Here is a 23,790-nt window from a genome sequence, read left to right as displayed (position 1 = left end):
GCTCCTTCCTAAATATTTTTTGAAATATTTCTTTCAGTAAGTCGATCATCTTGTTTGTAAGAGGAAAAAGCTTTTCTTTTGCTATAATTCGCTAGTTACTAGAATTCAAAACCCAGATTGATAAGAGTATTCTAGACCTGTCTTGAGACTTTTTGGTGCGTTTTCAACGAATAGAGGAGACAACGCATGATAGATAAAATTATACGAACAATACTGGTTCTGTCCTTATTCCTGTTGTATTGGTCTTCAGATCTACTTGAAAAAGATGTGAAATCGATCAAAAGAGAACTCAAGGCTTTACATGAAGATGTTCTTGAGTTAGTCCGGATCTCGCATCAGCAAAAAAATTGGGTCCAGTCTACAGATTTTTCTGTTTCTCCAGAGATCAGTGTATTGAAGGATTGCGGAGATCCTGCGTTCCCTAATTTATTATGCGAAGACCCTTATGTTGAAAAAGTGGTCCCTTCGTTGTTAAAGGAAGGTTTTGTTCCGAAAGGTATTTTGCGTACAGCTCAAGTAGGAAGGCCTGATAACCTAAGTCCGTTTAATGGCTTTGTTAATATCGTTCGATTTTATGAATTGTGCGTTCCTAATTTGGCTGTTGAGCATGTTGGTAAATACGAGGAGTTTGCGCCTAGTTTAGCCTTAAAGATAGAAGAGCATTATGTAGAGGATGGGTCTGGGGATAAAGAATTTCATATTTATTTGCGTCCTAATATGTTTTGGGAGCCGATAGATCCTACGCTGTTCCCTAAAAATATAACTTTAGCAGACACCTTCTTAAGACCACATCCTGTCACCGCTCATGATGTGAAGTTCTATTACGATGTAGTCATGAATCCCTATGTTGCAGAAATGCGTGCAGTGGCTATGAGATCTTATTTTGAGGATATGGTTTCGGTTCGGGTAGAAAACGATTTGAAATTAATCGTTCGTTGGAGAGCTCATACTGTACGTAATGAACAGGGAGAGGAAGAGAAAAAAGTGCTCTATTCTGCTTTCGCGAATACATTGGCACTCCAACCGTTACCTTGTTTCGTGTATCAGTATTTCGCAAATGGAGAGAAGATCGTTCCAGAAGATTCTGATCCTGATACGTATCGCAAAGATTCGGTATGGGCGCAAAACTTTTCTTCACATTGGGCGTATAATTACATAGTGAGCTGTGGAGCATTCCGATTTGCAGGGATGGATGATGAGAAAATTACTTTAGTTCGTAATCCTAATTATCATAATCCGTTTGCGGCTCTTGTGGAGAAGCGCTATATCTATATGAAAGATAGTACAGATTCTCTCTTCCAAGATTTCAAAGCTGGGAAGGTGGATATTGCGTATTTCCCTCCTAACCATGTCGATAATCTAGCGAGCTTCATGCAAACCTCTGCTTATAAGGAACAAGCTGCTAGAGGAGAGGCAATTTTAGAAAAAAATTCATCAGACCGGTCCTATTCTTACATCGGATGGAATTGTCTTTCTCTTTTCTTTAACAATCGTTCGGTACGACAAGCCATGAATATGTTGATCGATCGGGATCGCATTATTGAGCAGTGCTTGGATGGTCGTGGAGTCTCTGTGAGTGGGCCTTTTTCTCTCTGCTCTCCATCATACAACAGAGATGTAGAGGGATGGCAATACTCTCCGGAAGAGGCCGCACGTAAATTAGAGGAAGAGGGCTGGATCGATGCTGATGGAGATGGTATTCGTGAGAAAGTAATCGATGGAGTTGTAGTGCCTTTCCGTTTCCGGTTATGCTACTATGTGAAAAGTGTAACAGCACGAACGATTGCCGAATATGTAGCTACGGTATGTAAAGAGGTGGGTATCGAGTGTTGCTTACTCGGGTTAGATATGGCGGATTATTCACAAGCCCTCGAGGAGAAAAATTTCGATGCTATTCTTTCCGGATGGTGTTTAGGAACCCCTCCAGAAGATCCTCGTGCTCTATGGCATTCGGAAGGAGCTTTGGAGAAAGGATCTGCCAATGCTGTTGGATTTTGTAATGAGGAAGCAGACCGTATCATCGAACAGCTCAGTTACGAGTATGATTCTAATAAGCGCCAAGCCTTGTATCACCGTTTTCACGAGGTGATTCATGAGGAATCTCCTTACGCGTTTCTCTATTCAAGACAGTACTCCCTTGTCTATAAGGAGTTTGTAAAAAATATTTTTGTGCCAACAGAACATCAGGATTTGATTCCTGGAGCTCAAGATGAGACAGTGAATTTATCCATGTTGTGGGTAGATAAAGAGGAGGGTCGATGCTCCGCTATATCTTAAAACGTCTGCTTTTGATTCCCTTAACGCTCTTTGCTATCATCTCTGTGAATTTTGTGATTCTCAATGCTGCTCCAGGAGACCTGCTTGAGGAACATAGTGTGGATGCCCAAGGTGAGGCTGGGAGATCGGATAAGGTTCGTACGTATAAAGGGCCGGACCGTTATTTACAATTTAGAGAGCATTACGGATTAACTCTCCCTATTTTTTTTAATACTCGACCACAGATTTCTCGATCGGAACTCCGTGCTGGGATTCAAGAGATTATTGATGGGACGATTCACAAGAAGAGTAAGACAGGAAGCATAACCAATATTAAGGTGTATTGGGGAGATTGTGCCAAGTTCATTATGCCGGCGCTGCTTGCAGAGGCTGAAGATTCTTCGAAAGAGGATATTTATCGACATGTTGCAGCAGATTTATTCATTCGAGGAGGTATTCGTCAGGGGATTGTTGGAGCACGTTTGCTGGAGGAACAGCGCGAATATAATCAAAAAGTGTCTAAAAGCAATGCAGAACTCGTGCGTTTATTGAATGAAGATAATATCGAAGTTAAAGTTGCCGCGTTACAAGAATGGGTTGAGCAAGAGGGCGGAAGAGGGCAATTAATGCGAAGAGATCTCTGGAGGATCTTTTTCTTAGAGACGCGGTTTGCTAAGTACCTTTCTCGTATCGTTAGATTGGATTTTGGAACGTTACGCAACGACTGTCATAAGACGGTCGTTTCTGAAGTGATCAAACGTTTAGGTTCGTCACTTATTCTATCCCTGCTTCCTATGATTGTGGTTTTTATATTATGCCAAGTGTTCGGTATGATCATGGCTGTGAATAAAAACCATTGGATAGATCATCTTCTCAATTTTCTATTTTTGATTTTATTTTCTATTCCTGTCTTTGTTGCTGTCCCTTGGATTATTGATAATTTCGTTCTAAATAAAACAGTTCCATTTACGTCCATTTCTATGCCTTACAGTGGACTGTGTTCATCTCCAGAAATATTCAAAGAAATGACTTCTTTTGAAAAGCTGACGGATATTGTGTTACACAGTTTCTTGCCTTTTTGTGCTGTCAGTTACGGAGCTTTTGCTGCACAGTCACGTTTAAGTCGTGCTGTATTTTTAGAAGTCTTAGGAGAAGACCATATTTCAGCTCTTCGAGCTCGTGGTATTTCTCAGTATGACATTTTGGTTCGGCATGTGGGGAAAAACTCTGCAGCTACGTTAATCACTTCTTTAGCCTCGTCTTTAAGCGCACTACTTGGAGGAGCTTTAGTAGTGGAAACACTATTTGATATCGATGGTTTCGGGAAATTTTTCTATCAGGCGATTCTAAATCGTGATCACAATGTGGTGATGTTTTCCGTAATTATGGGATCGGTGATTTCTCTGATCGGTTACTTAATCGGGGATATTTGTTACGTTCTTCTTGATCCACGTGTACAGCTAGAAGAAAGGAAGGTGTGAGATGAAGGAACCCCAAACATCTTATCAACGATTTTTTCGTGCTTATAATAGACGGGCACTTCCCTCTATAGCTTTAAAGTTCTTTATTGGACTTATGCTTATTGGTATTTACGCTCCTTTATTTGCTTCTAGTAAACCGATTCTTGTTCGTTGGCACGGGGAGTGGTATTTCCCCTTGTTCCGTTATTTGCTTTTCCCAGGTTTTTACACTAAGTCTATCGATTTATTTTTTAATGTCTTAATGCTCACACTGCCGTTTTTTATTTTAGGCTTTCGTTATCTCAGTGGTGTGTGGAAAAAGCTGTTTCTAGGTGTAGTGACTGGAATACATATTGCGGTATTCTCTTTTGCTTTGAGTGGGAGAGTTCAAGATCCTTGTCGGGATGAGCTGTTAAAGCAGAAACGGGCTAAGCATCTGCAACAGGAATTGAAAACAACTCCAAAGACAGAGTTTCTTCCAACAATTGCTAAAAGAACACGCACTTGGGAAAGTGAGCGTGCTTATATGAGTAAATATGAGCAGCTGGGAATGCTTGTAAAAGCCAAATATCGCAAGATGCAGCACGATCATCTTGAAAAACAAAGGGAGGCATACGAGTTGTGTAAGCAATCTCCGATGCCGACTCTGCATTTTCTAGAAATGAAGAACGAAACAGCAAGCCTGCGTTTTTTCAAAAATAAGATCAACAAGTTAAAACCTTCCTATCCGGAAGGTTTTGAAGGATGGGGAACTTTGCTGGAAGATTACCGTCCTTATTTGATGGCTAGAGCACGTTCAGAACATGCTCTGAATATGGCGATATACGAGCAACATCCCCAAGAACAGTTGCGTGCAGCGTTTGAGGCTCTTGAGGAAAAAGAGGCTCCTTTTAGAGAGCAGTTGGCCTTTGTACGTAGTCTTTTAGAAGAGCGTGAAGCTTTAAATAATTCGATTGCGTTTATCATGGATAAGCGTAATTGGATAGAAACCGAGTCTGAACAGGTACAAATGGTTTTGAATCCATTATTAAGCAGCTTTCACTGGGAAGATGATGCCGGCGGATCTCGAGAGATGAACAAGTATGTGCATTGGTGGCAGCTTACACGCATTAATAGAAAGGATTTACTCGCTTCTCTGATCTTTGGGATTCGTATTGCGATCGTTGTTGGTGGATTGGGTGTTTCTATAGCTTTATTTATAGGCATCATTGTGGGATTGTTATCTGGCTACTTTGGTGGCAAGGTAGACATGTTATTATCACGAGTGACAGAAATTTGGGAGACTATGCCCATGTTGTTTATTCTTATGCTCGTGGTAGCTATTACACAAAAAAAATCTCTCATATTAGATTCGGTATTGCTGGGATGTTTTGGATGGGTCAGTATTAGTCGCTATGTGCGTATAGAAACCTTAAAGCAAAGGAATTTAGGGTATGTTCTAGCTGCTACCAACTTGTGCTACAGCCATTACCATATTATGGTGCATCAGATCCTTCCTAACGTGATTGTTCCGGTTATTTCTTTATTGCCGTTCTCGATGATGGCTATGATTAGCTGTGAAGCAGGGCTCACTTTTTTAGGGTTAGGAGAGGAGAGTTCGGCATCTTGGGGAAATCTTTTGCGAGAAGGAGTCACAGCATTTCCATCAGAGAGCGCCATTCTATGGCCTCCCGCTATTATGTTGACATTGTTGTTAATGGCTATTGCTGTGATTGGAGATGGGATTCGGGATGCGTTAGATCCTAAGATGCAGGATTAAGAGAGTTCTTCAAATGCGGTAAGGGCTTTGTAAAGCTTTTCCCCGCCCGGGTAGTCATGAATGGAAAGTACTCGATGGCAGGGAATCAGTAGTGATAAGGGGTTTTCTTGGCAGGCGATGAGCACCTCTTCCGTATGGGTTTTTGTGCGTTCTGCAATCTCTTCACAGGTATGACGAGTGCCGAAGGGGATTTGGCGTATTTCTTGTGGGATTGCCAGGCGCTTCTCTTTGAAAGAGGATAGATCAAGAAAAGATAGTTTAGGCGGCATTTTATTGGCGTAGGCTTCACACCAGCGGACAAGTCCTTCCATGGCCTTATGTGCTCCTGGTCCAAGGAATAAACAGGTAAAAACGGGAGCGGGAGAGAGCCTTGAGTGAAAAATAGAATCTCCCCGGAAATGCACAATAATTTGAATAGGGGGAGTTCTATTTATAGCAAGCCCTTGAGAGCAAGCCTGGGCCAAACAGTTCTTGGACGTTGGAGAAACAACAAAGAACTTTTCAGCCATGACGCTCCCAAGGTTGAATTATCTGGCAGCGCTGAGTCGTTCAAACTTGATTTGCGAGACAGGTTTGCCTTTGTAATACCATTCGGATTTGCATACCCCCGCCGCATGGATTTTACGGACTCCATGCAAGATGTTGTGCTGCCAAGAAATCTCTTCAGCGATATTCTCTTGTTCATTGTATCGGAGTTCGATTCCATTTTTTGCTCCGCGTACAAATGGGACTTCAGCAATCTTACAACCATTTTTAAATAAGATTGTAAGGCCGTCTTGATGTCCATATCGCCATTCTTCAATCGTATTTGGAATCCCACCAGGAAGATAGGTAAACCGAACTCCGTGAGGGTACCCATTGACATAATGAGTGACGGTTTCGGGTTCTCGAGTCGAGTAAAATGTCGTTTTTTTGACCATTACGCCATCATTAAACGACTCTTCTGTCAACAAGATACTATCCGAAGAAAAAGTAGAGCGAACTCCCTCGCCGTTAAGGATTGTTGAAGAGTATTTTCCATTAAAAGAGGTGTAATGACCTTCCAATACTCTTCCCCCATAAGTTTTTTCTACAAAGCAGGGGTCTGTGATTGTGTCAGAGTTGTTATTGTCAGGCCAACGTGTTAGGGAGAAAGACCCATCTTCGTGGTAAACTTCTTCTTTAGCAGGCAAAGCATTTGGGAAGAAGGTCTTCTTAGAAAGAAGCCTTCCCTGATCATAAGTTTCTATAACGGCCAGGGTAGTAGAGTGAGGAAACGTTCGTGTGACTTCCCCATGTAAAGCACCTTGCGCATAAACTTCTAAGGTTGTAGTTCCATCTTTGAATACTCTAGTGATGGAGCCATCGCATCCACGTTTGTTCCATTCTTGCTTAGAGACAATGATCCCGTAGTTATTACGGAAAGTCTCCTTCATTAACATAGGATCCTTTTGAACAGCTCCATATGCTAGAGGAGAAAGGGCGAGGGCGCAGATAAAAAATAAACGCTTCATGAGTTGCCTTGTCCTATGTTGGCTAATTTCTTATCAAGTAATGCAGTTAAACGTTCGTATTCTTCTTCTATTTCCTGCCCGGATAAGGTTCGTTCGTGATCACGGAAGACCATCCGAAGAGAAACGTTTTTACTTTGAGATGCAGAGTCTCTCCCTTGATATACACTGACAATATGAACACTTTCAAGCCATTTAGATTCGAAACTTAAAAGTTCTCTGCGTACGAGATCTGCTGGAAGATCTCTATCTATTGTAATTGTAATGTCTCTGGAAGAGGCCGGATAGATTGGATAGGGTACGTAATGAGGTCCGGATTTCTTTTTTAAAGACAAAAGCACATTTAAAGAAAGCTCAGCAAAGACTACATCGTGTTTGATCTGAGCTTTTCTACATAGTTGTGGGTGCAACGTCCCAAAGATGCCTAATAGATGTTTTTTCTGATACAAGGCAGCTTGCTGATAAGGGTGAAAGTTCGGATGCTGGCTGGGTTGAAGAGAAAAGTCTTCTATAGAAGCTCCTGACTGGCATAATAGTTTTTCCACCCATCCTTTGATTGTATAAAAAGAGAGAGGTGTTTTCCCTTGCCAGGAATCATCCATTACTTGGCGAGAGAGTAAAATAGCAACACGCTCTTCCTCTTGGTAACGGTTCTGCTCCTTCGAGTACACATTTCCAATTTCAAAAGCATAAACATAGGGGGCTTGCCTATGGAGGTTAGTAGCCGCACTTTTTAGCATCCCAGGAAGAAGGGAGTCGCGTAATTTCCAGGAAGAATTCTGTACAGGAATCAAAGAGCTTTCTTGCAAAGATAAGGAAGATACTTCTGTATCCAGCAAGGAGTAGGTAAAGAATTGTTGTAGCCCACCATTTGCTAAGAAAGCTGTGAGTTCACGTTTCAAAGAATAGATCGGAGTATAGGTTGGGAGTATTTTTTGTGTTTTTTGAACGAATGGTGTGGTGCGACAGATCTCTTCAACAAGGTCGGTCTCTTCCTGAATGTCATGACGGTAAGAGGGGACCTCGACTCGAACGGCCTGCTCTTCTACTGCTGTTTGAAATCCTAAAGAAGAGAGTTTGGCAACTATTTCTGCGGTCGAGAACTCAATATCCAGAAGTCTTTTAATCGTTTTAGGGCGAACGCTTAAAGACAAAGGAGAAAAGCTATCATCTCCAATTTTTTGAATAGGAGAGATTTGAGCATCCGGAAATAGAGATTGAATCATATGGATAGCAGCATGTAACACTGGTAATACGCCTTGAGGATCCACTCCTCGGGTAAATCTATAGGCAGCTTCTGTGTGCAGCTGTATCGTGCGTTGATATTTTCTTACAGCCTGAGGCTGGAAGTAAGCGGCTTCCAGAATGATTTCTGTTGTATTTTCTGAGCAAGAAGATGCAGCACTTCCCATGACCCCAGCTAATCCTAAGATATTATGCTGATCAGCAACGACTAAAGATCCTGCGGGGAGGGTATAGGTTTCTTGATTTAGAAGAGTAAGTGGTTGAGCTGACTGTAGAGTGGCTGCATGGAGAGACTTTTGCTCCACCGCTTGGCTATCGTAAGCATGTAGGGGCTGACCTAATGACAGCATCACATAATTCGTAATATCAACGATGGCGTTAAGAGGTTTTTGTCCAAGAGCTGTTAAGGCTGCTTGCAGATATTCTGGGGATCGTCGACAAGATAGACCCGAGATTTTGACGGAATAGAATATGGGGCAAGCTCCAGCATCGTGCATATCACAAATAGAAGTTTCTTGAGGAAGCGAGGCAAAAGAAAATTCTTCTGGGATATTAAGAGATACAGGGGATAGAAAGGAAATTTCTCTTGCTAGGCCTAGTAAGGATGCGCAATGGCCTAAATTAGGGGTTAACGAGCATTCTAGGGGAGCTCCAGCAAGTAGCATGCAGGCACTTTCTCCAAGAGGAGTATCTGCAGGGAACTCAAAAATACCACGCTCTGCTTTTTGTAAATGAGGGAACCCTAATTCGTCTGCTCCACAACACATTCCTTGTGATTCGAGCCCACGAACTTTAGCTTTTTTGATTGTAGTGATTTCTCCCGAAGCATTACGTAACTTAGCTCCTGGTAAGGCTATAGGAACAATGATGCCTGCTCGGCAGTTGGGAGCTCCACAGATGATTTGGCGCTCACCCTTCCCGTCAAAAACGATGGCAACAGTAAGTCTTTCTGCATCAGGATGAGGAGAGGCACTTAAAATTTTCCCTGTTACAACAGTATTAAGGGAATCCGGAAAAACATTTGAGCATTCCGCTTCGATTCCAATACGATCACAGGCTTGTAAAATTTCCTCAATAGAGAGAGGAGAAGAGAAGAATTTTTGTAATAGGGATAAAGGAACGAGCATGAGTAAATGCAGCTTTTTTTTGGTAGATTTTACGAAGTGGCGTGTATAGTAGCAAGTATTTTGAGGGAGAGGGATGTAGGAGTTTTTATGGGGATAGAAGGAAGAGGATCAGGAGCTATGCAAAGTAAAAAAACGATTAAATGGCTGAAGCAAGCTCTCGTTCTTAGTTCTATTGTGAATATCCTATTACTGCTTTTGATTTATTCGACCGTATTTAGAAAAGATATTTATAAATTACGGGTTTTTCCAGGGAATCTCATCGCTAAAAGTTCACGAATAGGGAAGATTCCTGAAGACATTTTGGAAAGACTAGAAAATGCTTCGTTTGCCGATTTATTAACCTTGTTGCAGGAAGAGAGAATGGTTTTCGGCCATCCATTAAAATCTTGGGCTCTAGGGGTGAGCATCCAAAAATATTTTGTAGATATCGCTCCTATGCTGACGCATCCTTTAACTTTTATTAGACTCAAAAGTCCTGAACGTACTTGGTTACTTCCGGATATTAATGATCAGGAGTTTACACGGATTTGTCAGTATTTGCTTACAGAGAGGTTCCCATTCTCTTCACGAGGTTTTTTTCGTATTATGGTGCGTGATTGTGAAGCAGGGATGGTGGATGAAGATGTTCTGTATCGGTTTTGTCATCTTCCTGAGTTTCTCTATGTGCGTTCTCTCCTTTTTGGTGCGGAAATCGAAGCTGCTTCGGTCACTTCTCTGGCAAGAATGATTATCCAAGGAGGGGAGGACTTATTCTTTTCCCTGTGTTGTTTAGAAAATCGTCAAACGGCGATTTCTGATCATCAGAGGCGCTGTTTTCTGAAAGCTTATGTGGATAGACAGGAACCTTTAGCAGCTCTTCTCTTGTTAGTACATGACGCGGACTGGGTGTTGCATGAGTTTTCTGATAGCGATTTACAATCCTTTATTCAACTTTTGCCTAGAGAGGCACACTATACTAAGAAGTTTCTTGGGTGTGTGGCACAGTCCTGTCGTCTGGGGATTCTGCTAGAGGGGTAGGGGAACTGAGATATTCTTCAACAGAAGTTCTAGGGACGAGATCGATACCTCCTATGCACCAAGGGCCGCATTTGAGTAAGCGCTTGGCGATGAGAAAAAGGCTTTTTCTGAGCGGATGTTTCTTTAGTGCAACAAGAGCGTACTCAGAGCATGTAGGGAAAAAGCGACAAGGAGCCCCGAGAAAAGGAGAAATCGCCCAACGGTACAGGTGAACAAGCCCTCGGAAAAAAGAGCTGATCCGGGAAGTTTGCATAACCTTTATATGATGTTAAACACGTCTTTCAGTAGTGTGACCAACACTTCTAGAGCGATTAACCAGATTACGGTCCATTCTAGAGCGGAGGAGTGTTGATGGTTTAGTTGGTCATTAAGAATTTCAAGAACGTCCCCTAAGATAGCAAGTCTATGATTCAGCACGTTTACGCGAGCATTGACGTCTAGGCAGGTTAAAACATCGATGTAAAAAGGTTGAGTTTCTGGATGTTCCCAGAAGAAATCTGGTTCATCAAGGATATCGGAGTGTAGGTTCACAGAAGCTTTATCTAGAAATAGTTCCCCGATTTTTTTTGCAATCGTTTTACGGGATAGAGAAATTTTCCCTTTGGAAGCTAGTTCTTGGGGAAGAGATTTCGAGTTTTCAACCGTTTTGTAAATCGTTTCTTCGAAAACTGTAAGCTTGATAGACTGAGCTAATCCAAAGGAAATAGCAAGTTTTGTATTTAGGTTCGAGTTAGTCAGAACCAGCCTATCGCGACGGATTTGGAGTTTCTCTCCGTAATGGAAATCGTAACTATCGATTTCTGGGTTGGGAAGAGGATTGACTGCAGATGGGGTGATAGTACGGATCACTTGTAATTCTTCAGTTTCTTCCCAGCCCCAGAACACGCAAACGCCAAAGGGGAAGAAAACAGCAGCTTTGTCGCTTTCATCTAGTTCCTCTGAGGAAATCAGCACGTATTCTCGGGATAGAACTGAGGGGTAGTTTACTTTTAGAAGATGAAAGAGCACGTGCAAGTGATAGGATGAAGCAGTGCAATAAGCTGAACAGCGCATGGTAGAAATTACATCTATATCGTTGAAAGGAAGAGTGTCTCATATTCAGTGGTTTCTTACAATAAGGGGATGGGCTTTTGCAGAGACTTTGTTTGAGTATGGGCAGATACTGAGATAGAGAGGATAAGAGTTTTCTCTGATAAATCCTCCAATTTTTTCTTTAAAATAGATAGGAATTTGTAAGCTGAGAGGTTTTTTACTTGTAGTAAAGAGTCCAATCAGAGTAAGCTGATTCTTCATGTCTTCTTTTTTGCGGAAGTGGCGGAATTGGTATACGCGCTATCTTGAGGTGGTAGTGGAGCTTTCCTTAGGGGTTCGAGTCCCCTCTTTCGCAAGATTTCCTTGTTATCCAGATCCTCTTTTTGCTTTTCATTTTGATAATCTTTTTATCTTTCTAGTATGCTGACGGTAGGTTTTTGCTTGCATAGTTCGTTGTGCATGCGTAGAGCTTTGTTTCTTTCGTGATGGAGAAGAGAGGCGTTATTGTGCATATACTAGTTTGTTTGTTGACAATCTTCGGAACGTTCAGTTTACCCGCTTTCGGCGCGCATTTTCTCGCGGAAGAAGAGCAGTTTTATATGGATCGGTTTGTTTTCTCTGGGCAGTATCCAGATATGGAAACTATGGAAATCCATGCAGAAAGAAAAAAACGTGTACAATTTAATGTGACGGGAAGCTTCCCTAAGTTGGAGAGCGTGGTTTATAAGGGATCTTTTGGATTGCTGCGTTCGAAAATAAAGGGAGAGTGTCCAGAACTGTCTTCTGTAAATCTTTCTTGTACCTCCTGCAGAATGGATTTAGATTTTCGAGGGGAGTGGAAAAAGAATGCGTCTATTTATATTCGTAATGAGCAAGAGCCAATTACAATTATGTTACCTAAAGACATTGGTGTAGTTGTCTATACGCAGGTTGATATGAATAGTAAAGTAGTTGCAGAGGGATCACTAATCAAGAGAGGAAGAGGTTTTTGGAAGAAAACTTTTCGGAATTCTTTGGTAGGAGAATCCCCTGTGACGCTAACTTTTCATGTAGAGACTCGTAATGGAGGAGTTATTTTTCTCCGTTAGAGAAGCGTTTTCCCTTTGTAATATAGAGAAGAAGGCTCGGATGTTTCTGAAAGGAAGGAGGAGAATAGGGCATCTATTTTTGTATCGATGTCGATAGGGAATTCTGCTAGACAAACGAGCTCTTGGAATTTTTTTGCTTGTACGATCACTCTTAAAATATGGTCTTCTTCTTGGCTGAAGGAGATCGTTTCTTCATGAGCATGTTTTTCACAAAATAGAGCTCCTTCATAACGGTAAATAGTTGAAGATTCTAAGGGAGTTTTACATAAGGTGCAGGAGCGCGATAAATCTAGGCTTCCCTCATGTTGTAAGAGTTTTAGTAGGAACATCGAGGAAAAAAAATTAGGGTATTGCGTTTCTGGAATTCGTTGAAGGAAGTTAAGAAAAAGAGAAAAGAGATGGGGAGAGGGCTTTTCATGCCATTGCGTTTTGAGAATCGCTTGAATCATTTTCCCTGCGCTTTGCAAAAGTGGATACGAACTTTTAATCGTTGTGAAAGGATTTTGGAGCTCCCCCTGTATGACTTTTCGCATTTTGGGAGGAGATTGTTGAATCGTGAAAAGGCTAAAAGAAATGGGGAACAGAGACTCTCGAAAATCGCAGGATAGGGATGCTCCATTTTTTGCGAAGGCAGAAAGAAGCCCTGCTGGCGAGAAAATTTTTACGATAACATATTGTTTCTCAGCGGGAGAGTTTGTTAGAACAACTCCGGGAAGGGTGATTTGCATGAAAATGTATGGATATAGAAGTTCATCAGTTGAGAATATGAAGGAATCCCTTGGTAAAAAGCGAATGTTTTTGTCTTTGGGGATAAAAAACCTGTGAGCTGAGAGTTTGCGCTAATTAGAGATAGACAGGGGGCCCCGATAAAATAGTTATAGCTAATCAATTGACTGAAAGAGAGAGAGGTCACTGTTTTCGCTTTACATTCTATTAATAGTAGGGGCTGAGGATGGGGAAAAGAAATAGAAGCACCTTCTGAAGAGACGTAAGAGGAGGGAGATAGGATAAGTACATCCGCTCTTCCTCGCATTTTTTTAGGGAGAGGCGGGAGTGATGCTGGAATACAAGATTTGATTCCTTTTTCCACAATGATCTGTTGTTGGGGATAGGAGAGCTCTTGGATGAGAAACGAGAGCAAAGCCTGTCTAACGTGCTCCTCGGGAAAGGGAGGGACGGGTTTACAGCGAATAGGATCGAAGAGACAATGCGCATCTGTAGGAGGGGTGCTCATAAGATTAAGAAGACTTCTGTGATTAGCGAGCTATAACGGGTCGCTTATACTAGAATAAAAAAATTGAAAAGAAGTTTTAGAGAATGCGCACCGAAGAGGGTTCGAACCTCCAACCACCTGGTCCGAAGCCAGGTACTCTATCCAGTTGAGCTATCGGTGCACAAGGAAGGATCCAAGGTTACCAGAAAAGCTTCTGAAATACAAGAAAAACTCCTGTTAAGAATCATTATAAGAGAGCGAGCATAGAAGGAGTGATCGCAGGATCGTTTTCTAGAATAACAGTTCGTTCGAGTACGTTAGAGAGTTCTCGAACATTCCCAGGCCATGAATAATCCAAAAGATTTCTTTGCGCTTCTAAAGACAATGTTTTTGGAGGCTTATTATTCATCTTACAAAATTTTTCTAAGTAGTAATGAGCTAAAGGGAGGATATCTTCTTTTCTATCGCGAAGGGGAGGGATGTGTAAAGAGATCACACTCAATCGATAGTAGAGATCTTGACGGAGAACTTTGGTTTCAATAGCTTCCTCAAGGTCACGATTGGAAGTGGCTAGAAATCGAATGTTTACAGGGAGGGTTTTTATTCCTCCAATATGTTCGAATTCTTGTTCTTGTATTGCCCGCAAAAGTTTGGCTTGCAAATGGATCGGAATTTCTGTGATTTCATCTAGTAAAAGAGTGCCTTGGTGGGCGAGTTCAAATCTTCCTACTTTCTTCGTGGTTGCTCCTGTGAAAGCTCCTTTTTCGTGCCCGAAAAACTCAGATTCTAACAAAGTATCGGGGATAGCAGCACAATTGACTTTAATATAGGGCTTAGTAGATCGAGGGGAGTGCTTGTGGATAAAAAATGAAAGATTTTCTTTTCCGCATCCGGATTCTCCGTGTACGAATATATTCGCAGAACTGTTAGCCGCTCGGCGAGCTTTATCAAGTAGCTGTTTCATGGAAGGACTTTCGGCGATCAGAGGATGTGAGATGGAGGATCCTTGTGATTGTAGAAATAGGTTGTCTTGTTGTAGCGCTTGGAGTTCTTCGGCTTTAGCGATTAAAGTAAAAAGGGCATCGGGGGAAAACGGTTTGGTCAGATAGTTAAAAGCTCCGAATCGCATAGCTTCAACAGCATTTTGAATAGTTCCGAAAGCAGTAATGACCAAGATAGGGGTTTGCGGACGATGCTGTTTTGTATACTGGATAATATCCAATCCTGAACCATCAGGCATATTCATATCGGAAATAATCAGATCGAAAGGACAGTTAGAGATCTGCTTAATAGCTTGTTTGACTCCTGGAGCAGAAGACACTGAAAAGTTCCGAGCGCCCAGTATCTCAGAAAGAAGAGCCAGGATATGGGGATCATCGTCAATAATAAGAATGTGTTCTATCGACATGGGGTTTTTCAGAGGTGAGTGTTTTGCATTTGATAACTGCTCTTAAGCGGGAGTCCATAGGATGGTAAAGGTAGTACGATTATCCCGGGTTGAAACAACCAGATCTCCGCCATGCAGGCGCATGATTTTATGAGCCTCTGCTAGGCCTAGACCGTTCCCTTGAGGTTTCGTAGTGAAGAAAGGAATAAAAAGCTTTTCTTGGATATTAGGAGGAAGAGTGCCGGTATTGATAACGGAAAACCCTTTTTCATGTAGTTCTAGAAAGATTTCTTCATCCGATGCTTCGACGGCATTTTTTACAAGGTTCCATATCACACATCGCAAGCGATCAGGATCTATAGAGCGCTGTATAGGAGATAAGATGGTTCTTCTAAATGTACAAGAAGGAAAGGTTAAAGAGAGTTCTGGAATGAGAGAAGAAAAGAAATCCTGTAGGTCTATAGAACGAAGGTTCAGAGGTTGAATTTTTGTATATTCAAGCATAGAAGAAACAAGAGAATTTAATGAGCGAGTACCTTCTATGATGACATTGAGCATGCGTTGGTGGCGTTCTGAAGAGAGCTCTTCTTTCAGTAAGGTTGCGAATCCTGAAATACTAGTTAGAGGATTACGGATTTCATGTGCTAGAGTTGCAGCTATTTTCCCTAACTCGGAAATGCTGCGGTATTTTTCAATCGCTTGTTCTAATTGCCTATAGTCCGACCGGTCGCGGATGAGAAGGAAGAGGAAGTCGTGAGAGATATTTTTCCTAACAAAAACTTCTACCTCTTTTTGGGAGAGTTCTTGAGATAGGGTTAGTCGAATCGTTTTAGGAGGGACTTCTTTTTCTAAAGCTTCTTGTACTGAGAATCCAAAAAAAGTATCGGGGAAAAAATCATGGAACATCCGTGTGACCAGCTGGATGTCCTCAGGGATGCCTAAAATAGCGCGGGCTTGGGGATTGCAAATCAGAATCTCTCCAGATTCAGAAAGTAGAAAAATGCCATCGGGAATCGAAGATAGGATGGTTTGAGCTTCGTTATACGATTGTGTTACTCGCGTACGAATGGCCAAAAGTTCGGTATTGGAAACGCAAGAATCACAAGTGTCGATTTTTGGCATAAGTTCTCAGTTCTCTTTTTCTTATACAATAGTTTTTTTTGTCTGTTTCTAGAATGCGCTGAATAACAGATCGGATTTCTTCCAGTTCTTCTTGCACCTCTTGAGGAAGTGCTAAAGAGAAACTATCCCGAAATTTTTTAATTTGATGGTCGACTTTCTCTATACAAGATAAAAGAGTTTTTTTCTGCCGTAATACTTTAATGAGATCTTCGGGAGAGAGCGAAGCTTCGACTTGAGTTAGATCAAGGATTGATAAGAAAAAGCCTTTCTTTTTCTTTAATAAAGGGAGAAGAGCGGATTCTTTCATAAAAGAGTTGCCTGTTCGCGTTCTCTTTCAAGAAAAGGGTCCTACGAATTATTAGCAATATAAATCATGAAATGTGATTAATGCCGGCGATTGGACTCGAACCAACACCTTACTGCTAAGAGTAGATTTTGAGTCTACCGCGTCTACCATTCCGCCACGCCGGCATAACCATCTAGGTCTGAAAACAGAAGAAGAAATAGAGTTTTTTCCCCTGACAGGAAATATCCTTAAGAGGACAAAGTATAGGGGAGAGAAGGTTTTTTTGTTAAGGAAAATACGCTCAGCAGAGGTATTTACTCATGATGAACTTCAATAACCAGCACAGGTTTACCCTTTTTGAAGGTAGAGGTGATGATAAAATCTTCATTTTGAATTGTATTATGAAAGAGGGTGAATGTTTTAGAAGGAAGCGGCAAGCCTCTATACAGCTTAGAGAGAATAGGAGCCAGCATTTGAGGAGATACTGGTTGTTGAGTAGAGACTATTGCTGCTAAACCTTTGCAATGTTGTTCGGATATGGATGTATCCGAAGTTAGGAGAAACTTATAGTGCATAGGACAGCAATATCCCTCTTCAATAGTAATAGGGAAGTGATGATGAATGTATTGTGCAATAGTCACTAGGAGTGGATGAATAGAAAAGGGTTTGGCTAGGTGTTTGATTCCATTGCAGTCGAAGACAAGCGTTTCTTCTGTAGATAGTGATCCAGACGTGCCATGGCAGTGGAAAGAGTAGTTTGTAATGACCGGGGATTTAGGAGTAGGCCAGTGGTATGTAGGAGCGGAGCGAGGCTCGATCACGGGGTAAAGGATCAGTGAGCCTGAGCTTTGTGTTGTGATGCGGGCTGCCTCGATATAAGAGGTTTGGCGATTGTCTGTTGAGCACCCTGATAAAAGGCTCGATAGACATAACGTAAGGAGGAGTATTAGGTTCATAAAGTTTCCCGCTGAATGGAAAAAGACTTATATATTCGTTAGAGAAAAAGTACAAGATCTAGTACTTTCATCCATGATAGGAGAGAGAAGCTATGCGTCTAGATTCTTATGAGGTATATTTTTTCGATTTAGATGGATTATTAATTGATACCGAGCCTTTATTTTATCAAGCCTGTTTAGAGACATGGCGGAAGTATAAGGTCTCTGTCGAACTCTCTTTTAGCCAATATTATTCTTTAGCGATGCAAGGGAGGGAACGATTTCAAGAGGCTTTGATACAGCTGTTCCCTGAAACACGAGCTTTTTTCCCAAGTTATTTTTTAGATAGAGATCGGTGTTACCATGATCTCCTATCTTGTGAGCAGATACAGCTGATGCCTGGTGTGGAAACGTTTCTCTCCTTATTGGAAGGAAAATGTTTGGGTGTTGTAACCAACTCTTCTAAAGAGTCTACGCTACGCATCCGTAAGGAATATCCGGTTTTAGAGTGTATGCAATTTTGGATAACTAGAGAAGAATATGCACGTCCTAAACCTGCCCCGGATAGCTATCGATTAGCATGGAATCGTTTTGTAAGAGAAGGAGATCACGTAATCGGATTTGAGGATAGTGTAAAAGGATTGCAGGCATTAGCCGGAATCCCAGCCACTATGGTAGCTATCAATGCAGAACGATCTCTAGAGCAAACACAGTCCTTATTCCCTGGAAAGGAGTATTATTACTTCCCTTCGCTAGAGTTATTGTGTTCATGCTTGCAGAACCACTGATAGGGGGGAGGATAGCATACGTGGTGTAAAGATAGTCCGTACGGAGGTGCTGAAGGAGGCCCTTTGCGGCGATCTTTGGTTGCTAGCATATCGAGAAGATGTTCTGGAGGATATTTCCCTTTCCCTATATCGAGAAGAGCTCCCACAATATTGCGTACCATTTTGTAAAGAAAGCCATTTCCTCTGCATATGACAGTAACGAGATGCTCTTGTTCTGATAAATCTAGAGTATAGAGAGTGCGTATCGTAGAAGAGTACTCTCTTCCTAGATTCGCAAAAGAAGCAAAATCATGTGTGCCTACAAGGTATTGAGCTGCTTCTTGCATACGCGCTATATTGAGTTTATAACGAGGACTAAAACAGAATAGGCGATGATGAGGGAGAGGTTTAGGAAGTAGAGATAGCGTATAGCGATATTCTTTGGCTATGGCAGAAAATCTAGAATGGAAATCTCCGTCGGTCATGACAGCATCGTGAATGACAATATCATGAGGTAATAGGGCGTTGAGCATCTTTTGGATTTGTCTGGGATCCGTGAAATGTGGATGGTCTGGGCAATGGAAATGAGCAATCTGGCCCTGAGCATGCACGCCAGCATCTGTACGTCCAGAAGAAATTACAGAAATGCGAAAGCCTGCTATTTTTTTAAGGATTGTTTCTAAGACTTCTTGGATAGAAAGGGCATTAGGTTGGTATTGCCATCCAGAGTAGGATGTTCCTTGATAAGCGATTTGTAAAACAATTTTTTTTGTCATGGGAAGGCTTATTTATAGGTAGAGGACTTGGAGAGAAGAGTTTCTGCGAATAAGAGGTCCTCAGGATAAGTGACTTTGATTTGTACTCTGTTGCTGAATACTAAGGTAGGTTCTATGCCGAGTAATTCAGCAGCTTCTGTATCATCGGATAGAGAGAAATCCATAGCGCGGGCAAGGAGAAGTCCTTCTCTCAGGACTTCTGTATCTAAGCATTGAGGAGTATGGATAACTGCTAAAGCATCTCTATCTAAGGTGCGAACGGGTGCACATGATTTAATAGTATACGTTGCAGGGGAAGCTAAAGCTGCAGCTCCAGTTTTGCGTGCAGCGGAGCAAACTTCAATGACTTCGTCCGCGTAGACAAAGGGACGAACCCCATCGTGTATACATACCCAAGGGGTAGAAACTTGTTGTAATCCAGAAAAAACAGAATCTTGGCGTAAAGTCCCGGGAGACGCAAATTTTACAGAATAGGGGAGAAATAGTTCCCGGTACTGCTCTTCGCAGACAACAACCACCTCTTGAACAAACGGTAGGCGTTGGTAGGCATGTAAGGCATGAAGAATTAGCGGCTCCCCACAAAGATGTGTGTATTGCTTTGGTTGGAGGGAATTAAAACGCTCGCCTTTCCCTCCTCCTAACAATACGAGGGAACAACTAAGGTTCATAGAGGCACCTCATTAAACAAATCTCTGGAGGGGAGCAAAATCGTATACGCTTCCATCCTCCTAGTCCTCGGTTTACATACAAGAGCCTACTCTCTTCAGGGAAAGAGAATAATCCTCGAGCTAGCTCTGGGTTTTCTAACCCTGAAAGTTTATTGGTTATCGTATTGGCAAACTTAGGCCAGGGAAGAGAGATTTGAGGGCCATGCGAGTGCCCGGAAAAAACAACATCACCTGGGTAATCTTGGAGATGGTGAATCGTATCGGGATTATGAGAAAGGATAATACCAGGTAACGTGGGATTATAGTCAGTAAAAGCTTTTTTGGGATCGAATTGTTTGGCAAAAAAATCGCCTAATCCCACGATGTTGATTGTATCGGAAAGTGTCGCGCTTTGATTATGCAATAATTGAAATGGAGTATTGCGTAATATACTGACTAGATGTGGATTAGGAATTTGTGGATTCAGAGTATCTGCAAATTCATTGCGAGAAGAGGCGAATAGACTTTGATAAACAGAGGTAAAAGCTCTTTTTAAAGGACGGCTATTCATTGCTGAGATGGTATTAATTTTCCCGTGAATATCACGGGATACGTAGGTGGCGTAATCATGATTTCCTAGGCAAGCAAAACAGCCTAAGGGCGCATGCAGAGAACATAGGAAATGTTTTAATCTTTCAGGAGTTTCTACTTTAGCGCGACAGACAAAGTCTCCTGTAAATACAAGAATATCTGGAGAAAGAGAAGAGATCTTACGAGATACTTTTTTTAGAAAGGCATCAGGCGTCGAGTGGTTTAGGTGTAAATCCGAAATCTGTACAATGCGAAGCCCATGAAGATGAGCAAATTTTTTAGGCAGATTCCAATTTAAACGCGTTACTCTCAATAGGTTAGGCTCCAAGTGATTGGCCCAAACCCATGTCAAAACAGGTGCTGCTAAGATAGTTGTTAAAGATGCAGTAATACCCACAGAAACGAACAAAAAGAATGAACTAGTTCCTCATCTTAAAGACGAGGAACACGTGAGTCAATTTCTATTTTATTTAATGATGTGTTGAGAAACCATTTTTGTCATTTGGAACATATCGATAGGTTTTTCAGTTCCAAAAACTTTAGCCAATTTATCATCGGGATTGATATTACGTTTGTTTGTAGGATCTTGAAGGCCATTCTTCTTAATGTAATCCCACATTTTCTTAATGATCTCTGTGCGAGGCATAGGTCCTGCACCAACGATGGCAGCTAAATCAGCGGATACGTTCACAGGCTGCATGAAAGCAGAGTTCTTATTTTGACTCATGGATGACTCCTAGTTAAAGAAGATGATAAGAAAAGTTTAGGGCTCTTCCTTCGCAACTCTTTTATGCCTTAACTAGGTTTATCGTCAAAATAAAAAACATAGCCAAGTCTTCAGCAAGAAGAGAGGTAAAAGCGAATTAGAAAACGATTTATTCCTCGGACTATTACGCAAGAAATTGATCCCTAAGAGAAGATCATGTTACCATGAGCGTGTTTTAGCTGTCACCGCCACTGTAATAGTGGAAATAACTGGCAAGGAAAATAGCTCTTTGAAAAAGAAGAGTTTAAAGTTGGATATTTTGCGAAAGGTTAGCAAGATTATGCATGAGAATTTTGACAAACGATTGGAACTTTTGCTTGAAGGTTTGGCTTTAACTCGGAGGTCTCTTTGACCCGGAAGGAAAAGAAAATGAGTTAAAGGAATTGGAACAGCAGGCGGTGCAAGATGGTTTTTGGGACGATGTTGTTCGTGCAGGGAAAATTTCCGAAAGGATCGCTCGATTAAAACAACAGTTATCAGAATTTAATGAATTAAAAAACAAAGTTTCCGCGATACAATTCTTTTTAGAAGATGAAGAGTCTTCTAAAGATTTAGAAATGCAAAAAGAATTAGAAAAAGAATTTGTTTTTTGTGAAAAGAAAATAACAGAATGGGAAACACTCAGACTTCTTTCTGGTGAGTTAGATCGAAATTCCTGTTTTCTATCCATTAATGCAGGAGCAGGGGGGACCGAATCTTGTGACTGGGTAGAGATGCTGCTGCGCATGTATATGCGATGGGCTAGTAGTCATAGCTGGAGGATAGAAGTGATCGATCGATTGGATGGGGAAGTCGCTGGGATTAAGCATATCACCCTGAAGCTCGTCGGTGAATATGCCTACGGCTATGCTAAAGCAGAGAGCGGAGTGCATCGTCTGGTACGCATATCTCCTTTCGATAGCAATGCGAAACGGCATACTAGTTTTGCATCAGTAGAAGTGTTTCCAGAGATTGATGATAAAATAGAAGTTGAGATCCGTCCCGGAGATATTCGTATTGATACGTATCGTTCTTCCGGAGCTGGAGGACAACATGTAAACGTAACAGATTCAGCGGTACGGATTACACACTTCCCTACGGGAATTGTAGTGTCATGTCAGAATGAGCGTAGTCAAATTCAAAACCGAGAAGCTTGTATGAATATGCTGCGCGCTAGGATTTACCAGAAGTTGTTACAAGAACGTTTAGAGAAACAGAATATAGATAGAAAAAATAAAAAAGAAATCAGCTGGGGATCTCAGATTCGTAATTATGTATTTCAGCCTTATACGCTGGTGAAAGATGTAAGGACTGGATATGAAGTGGGCAACATCCAAGCAATGATGGATGGGGAGCTTCTAGATGCTTTTATCAAAGCCTATCTGGTTGATTATGGAGAAATTACATGACCACTATGCGTGATCCATTATTAGAGATTCGGTATACGGTTCCTGAAGATGCACACTATATGCGTCTTTGGTTGAATGATCCAAAAATTCTTCGAGGATTTCCTTTAAAAACAGAAGCGGAAATTCGTGATAGTGTGAATTTCTGGGTTAGTTTTTATCGCTGCCGCAGTAGTTTAACGGCGGTATACAATGGCGAAGTTGCTGGAGTAGCTACGTTAATACTCAATCCTTATGTCAAGGTCGCACATCATAGCTTGTTGTCGATCATTGTAGGAGAAAAGTTTCGCAACAAAGGCGTTGGCACGGCTCTTCTGAATAACTTACTGCATCTAGGAAAGACACAGTTAAAGTTAGAACTTGTGTATTTAGAAGTGTATGAAGGGAATCCTGCTATTCACCTATATGAAAGATTTGGATTTGTGGAAGTAGGAAGACAGAAGACTTTCTATAAGGATGAGTTGGGGTATTTAGCAAAAATTACGATGGAGAGAGTCCTCTAGGTTTTCCATATAGAGCTGAAACTTGCTTTTGTGTAAGATGGTTGGGTTATTGAGGACTTTGTTTTTAAAAAATTCCGCCCTTTTTTGGGGATCCTGTTTCAGACATAGAGTGTGTTTGCGGACAGAGTGGTGAAATAATTTGTCAGGGGTTTCCTGATAGTAGATGTACGATAGGTAAGAAAGCATGGCAGGACACAGTAAGTGGGCCAATACTAAACACCGAAAAGAACGAGCAGATCACAAGAAAGGGAAGATTTTTTCTCGAACGATTAAGGAGTTGATCTCTGCAGTTAAAATGGGGGGGCCGGATCCGAAATCGAATGCTCGTTTACGTATGATCATTCAGAAAGCCAAGGACCAGAATATTCCTAATGAGAACATTGAACGTAATCTAAAGAAAGCTTCTTCTGCAGATCAGAAGAATTATGAAGAAGTCACTTATGAATTATATGGGTTCGGAGGAGTTGGGATCATTGTTGAAGCAATGACCGACAATAAGAACCGCACAGCCTCGGATATGCGCGTAGCCGTTAACAAACGAGGTGGGGCTTTAGTGGAGCCCGGTAGCGTTCTATATAATTTTTCTCGTAAAGGGGCATGTTATGTGCCTAAACATTCCATAGACGAAGCTTCCTTGTTAACACATGTGATTGACTGTGGAGGAGAGGATTTAGATAGCGACGATGAAGAATTCTTCTTAGTTCTCTGTGAACCTACAGATTTAGCTTCTGTTAAGGAAGCTTTATTAGCTAAGGGAGTGACCTGCTCTGAAGAGAGGTTAATTTATGTTCCGTTGCGCCTTGTCGATTGTGATGAGGAGACAGGGAAGTCGAATCTCGCTTTAATTGAATGGTTAGAAAACATCGACGATGTAGACGATGTTTACCACAATATGGCTTAGGCATTCACGAGCAGAACTTATCTGTTCTGCTCGTCTG

24 protein-coding genes and 3 tRNA genes are annotated in these 23,790 nt (G+C 41.6%); 10 read left to right on the top strand and 17 right to left on the bottom strand.

The features are described 5' to 3' along the window. Window positions 1-186 precede the first annotated feature (186 nt). From CTA_RS02605 to CTA_RS02595, 3 genes are read left to right on the top strand one after another with little or no spacing between them, the layout of a single operon-like run. A complete protein-coding gene (locus tag CTA_RS02605; RefSeq protein WP_009871839.1) occupies window positions 187-2,277 on the top strand; it encodes an ABC transporter substrate-binding protein in 2,091 nt (696 codons plus the stop codon). After that, complete coding sequence (locus CTA_RS02600) at window positions 2,259-3,737, top strand: ABC transporter permease (RefSeq protein WP_009871838.1); 1,479 nt, start codon at window positions 2,259-2,261, stop codon at window positions 3,735-3,737. Before CTA_RS02605 ends, CTA_RS02600 begins: the two co-directional genes overlap by 19 nt. 1 nt (window position 3,738) lies before the next feature. Next, window positions 3,739-5,475, top strand: coding sequence for an ABC transporter permease (locus CTA_RS02595; protein WP_011324749.1), 1,737 nt, complete (start codon window positions 3,739-3,741; stop codon window positions 5,473-5,475). Here the strand turns inward: CTA_RS02595 and CTA_RS02590 are convergent. The 3 genes from CTA_RS02590 to pheT are packed head-to-tail and all read right to left on the bottom strand — an operon-like array spanning window position 5,472 to window position 9,337. Next, window positions 5,472-5,984: an MGMT family protein gene (locus tag CTA_RS02590; protein ID WP_011324748.1), complete on the bottom strand. Its 513-nt coding sequence runs from the start codon at window positions 5,982-5,984 to the stop codon at window positions 5,472-5,474. The genes CTA_RS02595 and CTA_RS02590 overlap by 4 nt on opposite strands. An 18-nt stretch (window positions 5,985-6,002) precedes the next feature. After that, a complete protein-coding gene (locus CTA_RS02585) occupies window positions 6,003-6,968 on the bottom strand; it encodes a toxin-antitoxin system YwqK family antitoxin (protein WP_009871835.1) in 966 nt (321 codons plus the stop codon). Then, entirely contained in the window at window positions 6,965-9,337 is a 2,373-nt protein-coding gene (gene pheT / locus CTA_RS02580; protein ID WP_011324747.1) for a phenylalanine--tRNA ligase subunit beta, read from the bottom strand. Before pheT ends, CTA_RS02585 begins: the two co-directional genes overlap by 4 nt. An 87-nt stretch (window positions 9,338-9,424) precedes the next feature. On the opposite strand from pheT, the gene CTA_RS02575 reads away from it, so the two are divergent. Continuing rightward, window positions 9,425-10,354 (top strand): hypothetical protein, encoded by a 930-nt coding sequence (locus CTA_RS02575; RefSeq protein ID WP_012727924.1) that lies wholly within the window; start codon window positions 9,425-9,427, stop codon window positions 10,352-10,354. Here the strand turns inward: CTA_RS02575 and yidD are convergent. Continuing rightward, window positions 10,293-10,607, bottom strand: coding sequence for a membrane protein insertion efficiency factor YidD (gene yidD / locus CTA_RS02570; protein WP_009871832.1), 315 nt, complete (start codon window positions 10,605-10,607; stop codon window positions 10,293-10,295). The genes CTA_RS02575 and yidD overlap by 62 nt on opposite strands. Before the next feature lie 5 nt (window positions 10,608-10,612). Then, window positions 10,613-11,407 carry an RMD1 family protein gene (locus CTA_RS02565; protein WP_009871831.1) on the bottom strand — a complete coding sequence of 265 codons (795 nt, stop codon included), beginning with the start codon at window positions 11,405-11,407 and terminating at the stop codon, window positions 10,613-10,615. Between the two features lie 252 nt (window positions 11,408-11,659). Between CTA_RS02565 and CTA_RS02555 the strand changes: the two genes are divergently transcribed. Next, window positions 11,660-11,741: transfer RNA gene (locus CTA_RS02555), tRNA-Leu, on the top strand. A 130-nt stretch (window positions 11,742-11,871) separates the two neighbouring features. Continuing rightward, entirely contained in the window at window positions 11,872-12,474 is a 603-nt protein-coding gene (locus CTA_RS02550; protein WP_009871829.1) for a hypothetical protein, read from the top strand. Here CTA_RS02550 and recO read toward each other — a convergent pair. The 8 genes from recO to CTA_RS02510 all read right to left on the bottom strand — a co-directional run bounded on the left by recO (window position 12,471) and on the right by CTA_RS02510 (window position 17,438). Next, complete coding sequence (gene recO, locus CTA_RS02545; RefSeq protein ID WP_009871828.1) at window positions 12,471-13,202, bottom strand: DNA repair protein RecO; 732 nt, start codon at window positions 13,200-13,202, stop codon at window positions 12,471-12,473. The two genes, CTA_RS02550 and recO, sit on opposite strands and share 4 nt — an antisense overlap. Further along, entirely contained in the window at window positions 13,172-13,708 is a 537-nt protein-coding gene (locus CTA_RS02540; protein ID WP_009871827.1) for a type I restriction enzyme HsdR N-terminal domain-containing protein, read from the bottom strand. The genes recO and CTA_RS02540 overlap by 31 nt, the downstream gene beginning before the upstream one ends. An 86-nt stretch (window positions 13,709-13,794) precedes the next feature. Continuing rightward, window positions 13,795-13,868: transfer RNA gene (locus CTA_RS02535), tRNA-Arg, on the bottom strand. A gap of 66 nt (window positions 13,869-13,934) precedes the next feature. Then, window positions 13,935-15,095, bottom strand: coding sequence for a sigma-54-dependent transcriptional regulator (locus tag CTA_RS02530; protein ID WP_009871826.1), 1,161 nt, complete (start codon window positions 15,093-15,095; stop codon window positions 13,935-13,937). Window positions 15,096-15,137: 42 nt separating this feature from the next. Continuing rightward, entirely contained in the window at window positions 15,138-16,196 is a 1,059-nt protein-coding gene (locus tag CTA_RS02525) for a two-component system sensor histidine kinase NtrB (RefSeq protein WP_011324745.1), read from the bottom strand. Continuing rightward, a complete protein-coding gene (locus tag CTA_RS02520; RefSeq protein WP_009871824.1) occupies window positions 16,174-16,503 on the bottom strand; it encodes a hypothetical protein in 330 nt (109 codons plus the stop codon). The genes CTA_RS02525 and CTA_RS02520 overlap by 23 nt, the downstream gene beginning before the upstream one ends. A gap of 81 nt (window positions 16,504-16,584) precedes the next feature. Continuing rightward, window positions 16,585-16,667, bottom strand: a tRNA-Leu gene (locus CTA_RS02515). A 129-nt stretch (window positions 16,668-16,796) separates the two neighbouring features. Further along, window positions 16,797-17,438 (bottom strand): hypothetical protein, encoded by a 642-nt coding sequence (locus CTA_RS02510; protein WP_009871823.1) that lies wholly within the window; start codon window positions 17,436-17,438, stop codon window positions 16,797-16,799. Window positions 17,439-17,530: 92 nt separating this feature from the next. Between CTA_RS02510 and CTA_RS02505 the strand changes: the two genes are divergently transcribed. Then, complete coding sequence (locus CTA_RS02505) at window positions 17,531-18,205, top strand: HAD family hydrolase (RefSeq protein ID WP_009871822.1); 675 nt, start codon at window positions 17,531-17,533, stop codon at window positions 18,203-18,205. On the opposite strand, the gene truA is transcribed toward CTA_RS02505, so the two are convergent. From truA to CTA_RS02485, 4 genes are read right to left on the bottom strand one after another with little or no spacing between them, the layout of a single operon-like run. Then, on the bottom strand, window positions 18,157-18,960 hold the full coding sequence (gene truA / locus CTA_RS02500; RefSeq protein WP_011324744.1) for a tRNA pseudouridine(38-40) synthase TruA: 804 nt from the start codon (window positions 18,958-18,960) through the stop codon (window positions 18,157-18,159). The genes CTA_RS02505 and truA overlap by 49 nt on opposite strands. An 8-nt stretch (window positions 18,961-18,968) precedes the next feature. After that, the gene (gene ispD, locus CTA_RS02495; RefSeq protein WP_009871820.1) at window positions 18,969-19,628 is read right to left on the bottom strand and encodes a 2-C-methyl-D-erythritol 4-phosphate cytidylyltransferase; all 660 of its coding nucleotides are present in this window, start codon (window positions 19,626-19,628) and stop codon (window positions 18,969-18,971) included. Continuing rightward, complete coding sequence (gene lpxG, locus CTA_RS02490) at window positions 19,618-20,607, bottom strand: UDP-2,3-diacylglucosamine diphosphatase LpxG (RefSeq protein WP_009871819.1); 990 nt, start codon at window positions 20,605-20,607, stop codon at window positions 19,618-19,620. Before lpxG ends, ispD begins: the two co-directional genes overlap by 11 nt. Before the next feature lie 57 nt (window positions 20,608-20,664). Continuing rightward, entirely contained in the window at window positions 20,665-20,925 is a 261-nt protein-coding gene (locus tag CTA_RS02485) for an SWIB complex protein (protein WP_009871818.1), read from the bottom strand. Between the two features lie 319 nt (window positions 20,926-21,244). Here CTA_RS02485 and prfB point away from each other — a divergent pair. From prfB to CTA_RS02470, 3 genes are all read left to right on the top strand, one after another. After that, window positions 21,245-22,352 (top strand): peptide chain release factor 2 gene (gene prfB / locus CTA_RS02480; RefSeq protein WP_010725203.1). Its coding sequence is split into 2 segments (ribosomal slippage): window positions 21,245-21,309 and window positions 21,308-22,352, totalling 1,110 coding nucleotides; the frame shifts between segments, so codons are not numbered across the junction. After that, window positions 22,349-22,852, top strand: coding sequence for a GNAT family N-acetyltransferase (locus CTA_RS02475; RefSeq protein ID WP_009871816.1), 504 nt, complete (start codon window positions 22,349-22,351; stop codon window positions 22,850-22,852). Before prfB ends, CTA_RS02475 begins: the two co-directional genes overlap by 4 nt. Before the next feature lie 184 nt (window positions 22,853-23,036). Next, window positions 23,037-23,753 (top strand): YebC/PmpR family DNA-binding transcriptional regulator, encoded by a 717-nt coding sequence (locus tag CTA_RS02470; protein WP_009873826.1) that lies wholly within the window; start codon window positions 23,037-23,039, stop codon window positions 23,751-23,753. Window positions 23,754-23,790: the final 37 nt, after the last annotated feature.

The sequence above is a fragment of the Chlamydia trachomatis A/HAR-13 genome, assembly GCF_000012125.1.
Lineage (GTDB): Bacteria > Chlamydiota > Chlamydiia > Chlamydiales > Chlamydiaceae > Chlamydia > Chlamydia trachomatis.
Note: the sequence above shows the minus strand (reverse complement) of the source record. Positions and strands in the feature narration are given on the sequence as shown.

What these genes read in the sequence shown, in the direction of transcription:
- CTA_RS02585 (WP_009871835.1), bottom strand. Translation starts at nt 6,968, where the DNA reads ATGAAGCGTTTATTTTTTATCTGCGCCCTCGCCCTTTCTCCTCTAGCA.
- CTA_RS02590 (WP_011324748.1), bottom strand. Translation starts at nt 5,984, where the DNA reads ATGGCTGAAAAGTTCTTTGTTGTTTCTCCAACGTCCAAGAACTGTTTG.
- CTA_RS02485 (WP_009871818.1), bottom strand. Translation starts at nt 20,925, where the DNA reads ATGAGTCAAAATAAGAACTCTGCTTTCATGCAGCCTGTGAACGTATCC.
- CTA_RS02470 (WP_009873826.1), top strand. Translation starts at nt 23,037, where the DNA reads ATGGCAGGACACAGTAAGTGGGCCAATACTAAACACCGAAAAGAACGA.
- recO (WP_009871828.1), bottom strand. Translation starts at nt 13,202, where the DNA reads ATGCAAATCACCCTTCCCGGAGTTGTTCTAACAAACTCTCCCGCTGAG.
- CTA_RS02510 (WP_009871823.1), bottom strand. Translation starts at nt 17,438, where the DNA reads ATGAACCTAATACTCCTCCTTACGTTATGTCTATCGAGCCTTTTATCA.
- CTA_RS02540 (WP_009871827.1), bottom strand. Translation starts at nt 13,708, where the DNA reads ATGAGCACCCCTCCTACAGATGCGCATTGTCTCTTCGATCCTATTCGC.
- CTA_RS02605 (WP_009871839.1), top strand. Translation starts at nt 187, where the DNA reads ATGATAGATAAAATTATACGAACAATACTGGTTCTGTCCTTATTCCTG.
- CTA_RS02565 (WP_009871831.1), bottom strand. Translation starts at nt 11,407, where the DNA reads ATGCGCTGTTCAGCTTATTGCACTGCTTCATCCTATCACTTGCACGTG.
- CTA_RS02505 (WP_009871822.1), top strand. Translation starts at nt 17,531, where the DNA reads ATGCGTCTAGATTCTTATGAGGTATATTTTTTCGATTTAGATGGATTA.
- CTA_RS02530 (WP_009871826.1), bottom strand. Translation starts at nt 15,095, where the DNA reads ATGTCGATAGAACACATTCTTATTATTGACGATGATCCCCATATCCTG.
- CTA_RS02525 (WP_011324745.1), bottom strand. Translation starts at nt 16,196, where the DNA reads ATGCCAAAAATCGACACTTGTGATTCTTGCGTTTCCAATACCGAACTT.
- CTA_RS02595 (WP_011324749.1), top strand. Translation starts at nt 3,739, where the DNA reads ATGAAGGAACCCCAAACATCTTATCAACGATTTTTTCGTGCTTATAAT.
- CTA_RS02520 (WP_009871824.1), bottom strand. Translation starts at nt 16,503, where the DNA reads ATGAAAGAATCCGCTCTTCTCCCTTTATTAAAGAAAAAGAAAGGCTTT.
- pheT (WP_011324747.1), bottom strand. Translation starts at nt 9,337, where the DNA reads ATGCTCGTTCCTTTATCCCTATTACAAAAATTCTTCTCTTCTCCTCTC.
- CTA_RS02550 (WP_009871829.1), top strand. Translation starts at nt 11,872, where the DNA reads ATGGAGAAGAGAGGCGTTATTGTGCATATACTAGTTTGTTTGTTGACA.
- CTA_RS02475 (WP_009871816.1), top strand. Translation starts at nt 22,349, where the DNA reads ATGACCACTATGCGTGATCCATTATTAGAGATTCGGTATACGGTTCCT.
- CTA_RS02575 (WP_012727924.1), top strand. Translation starts at nt 9,425, where the DNA reads ATGGGGATAGAAGGAAGAGGATCAGGAGCTATGCAAAGTAAAAAAACG.
- ispD (WP_009871820.1), bottom strand. Translation starts at nt 19,628, where the DNA reads ATGAACCTTAGTTGTTCCCTCGTATTGTTAGGAGGAGGGAAAGGCGAG.
- CTA_RS02600 (WP_009871838.1), top strand. Translation starts at nt 2,259, where the DNA reads ATGCTCCGCTATATCTTAAAACGTCTGCTTTTGATTCCCTTAACGCTC.
- yidD (WP_009871832.1), bottom strand. Translation starts at nt 10,607, where the DNA reads ATGCAAACTTCCCGGATCAGCTCTTTTTTCCGAGGGCTTGTTCACCTG.
- truA (WP_011324744.1), bottom strand. Translation starts at nt 18,960, where the DNA reads ATGACAAAAAAAATTGTTTTACAAATCGCTTATCAAGGAACATCCTAC.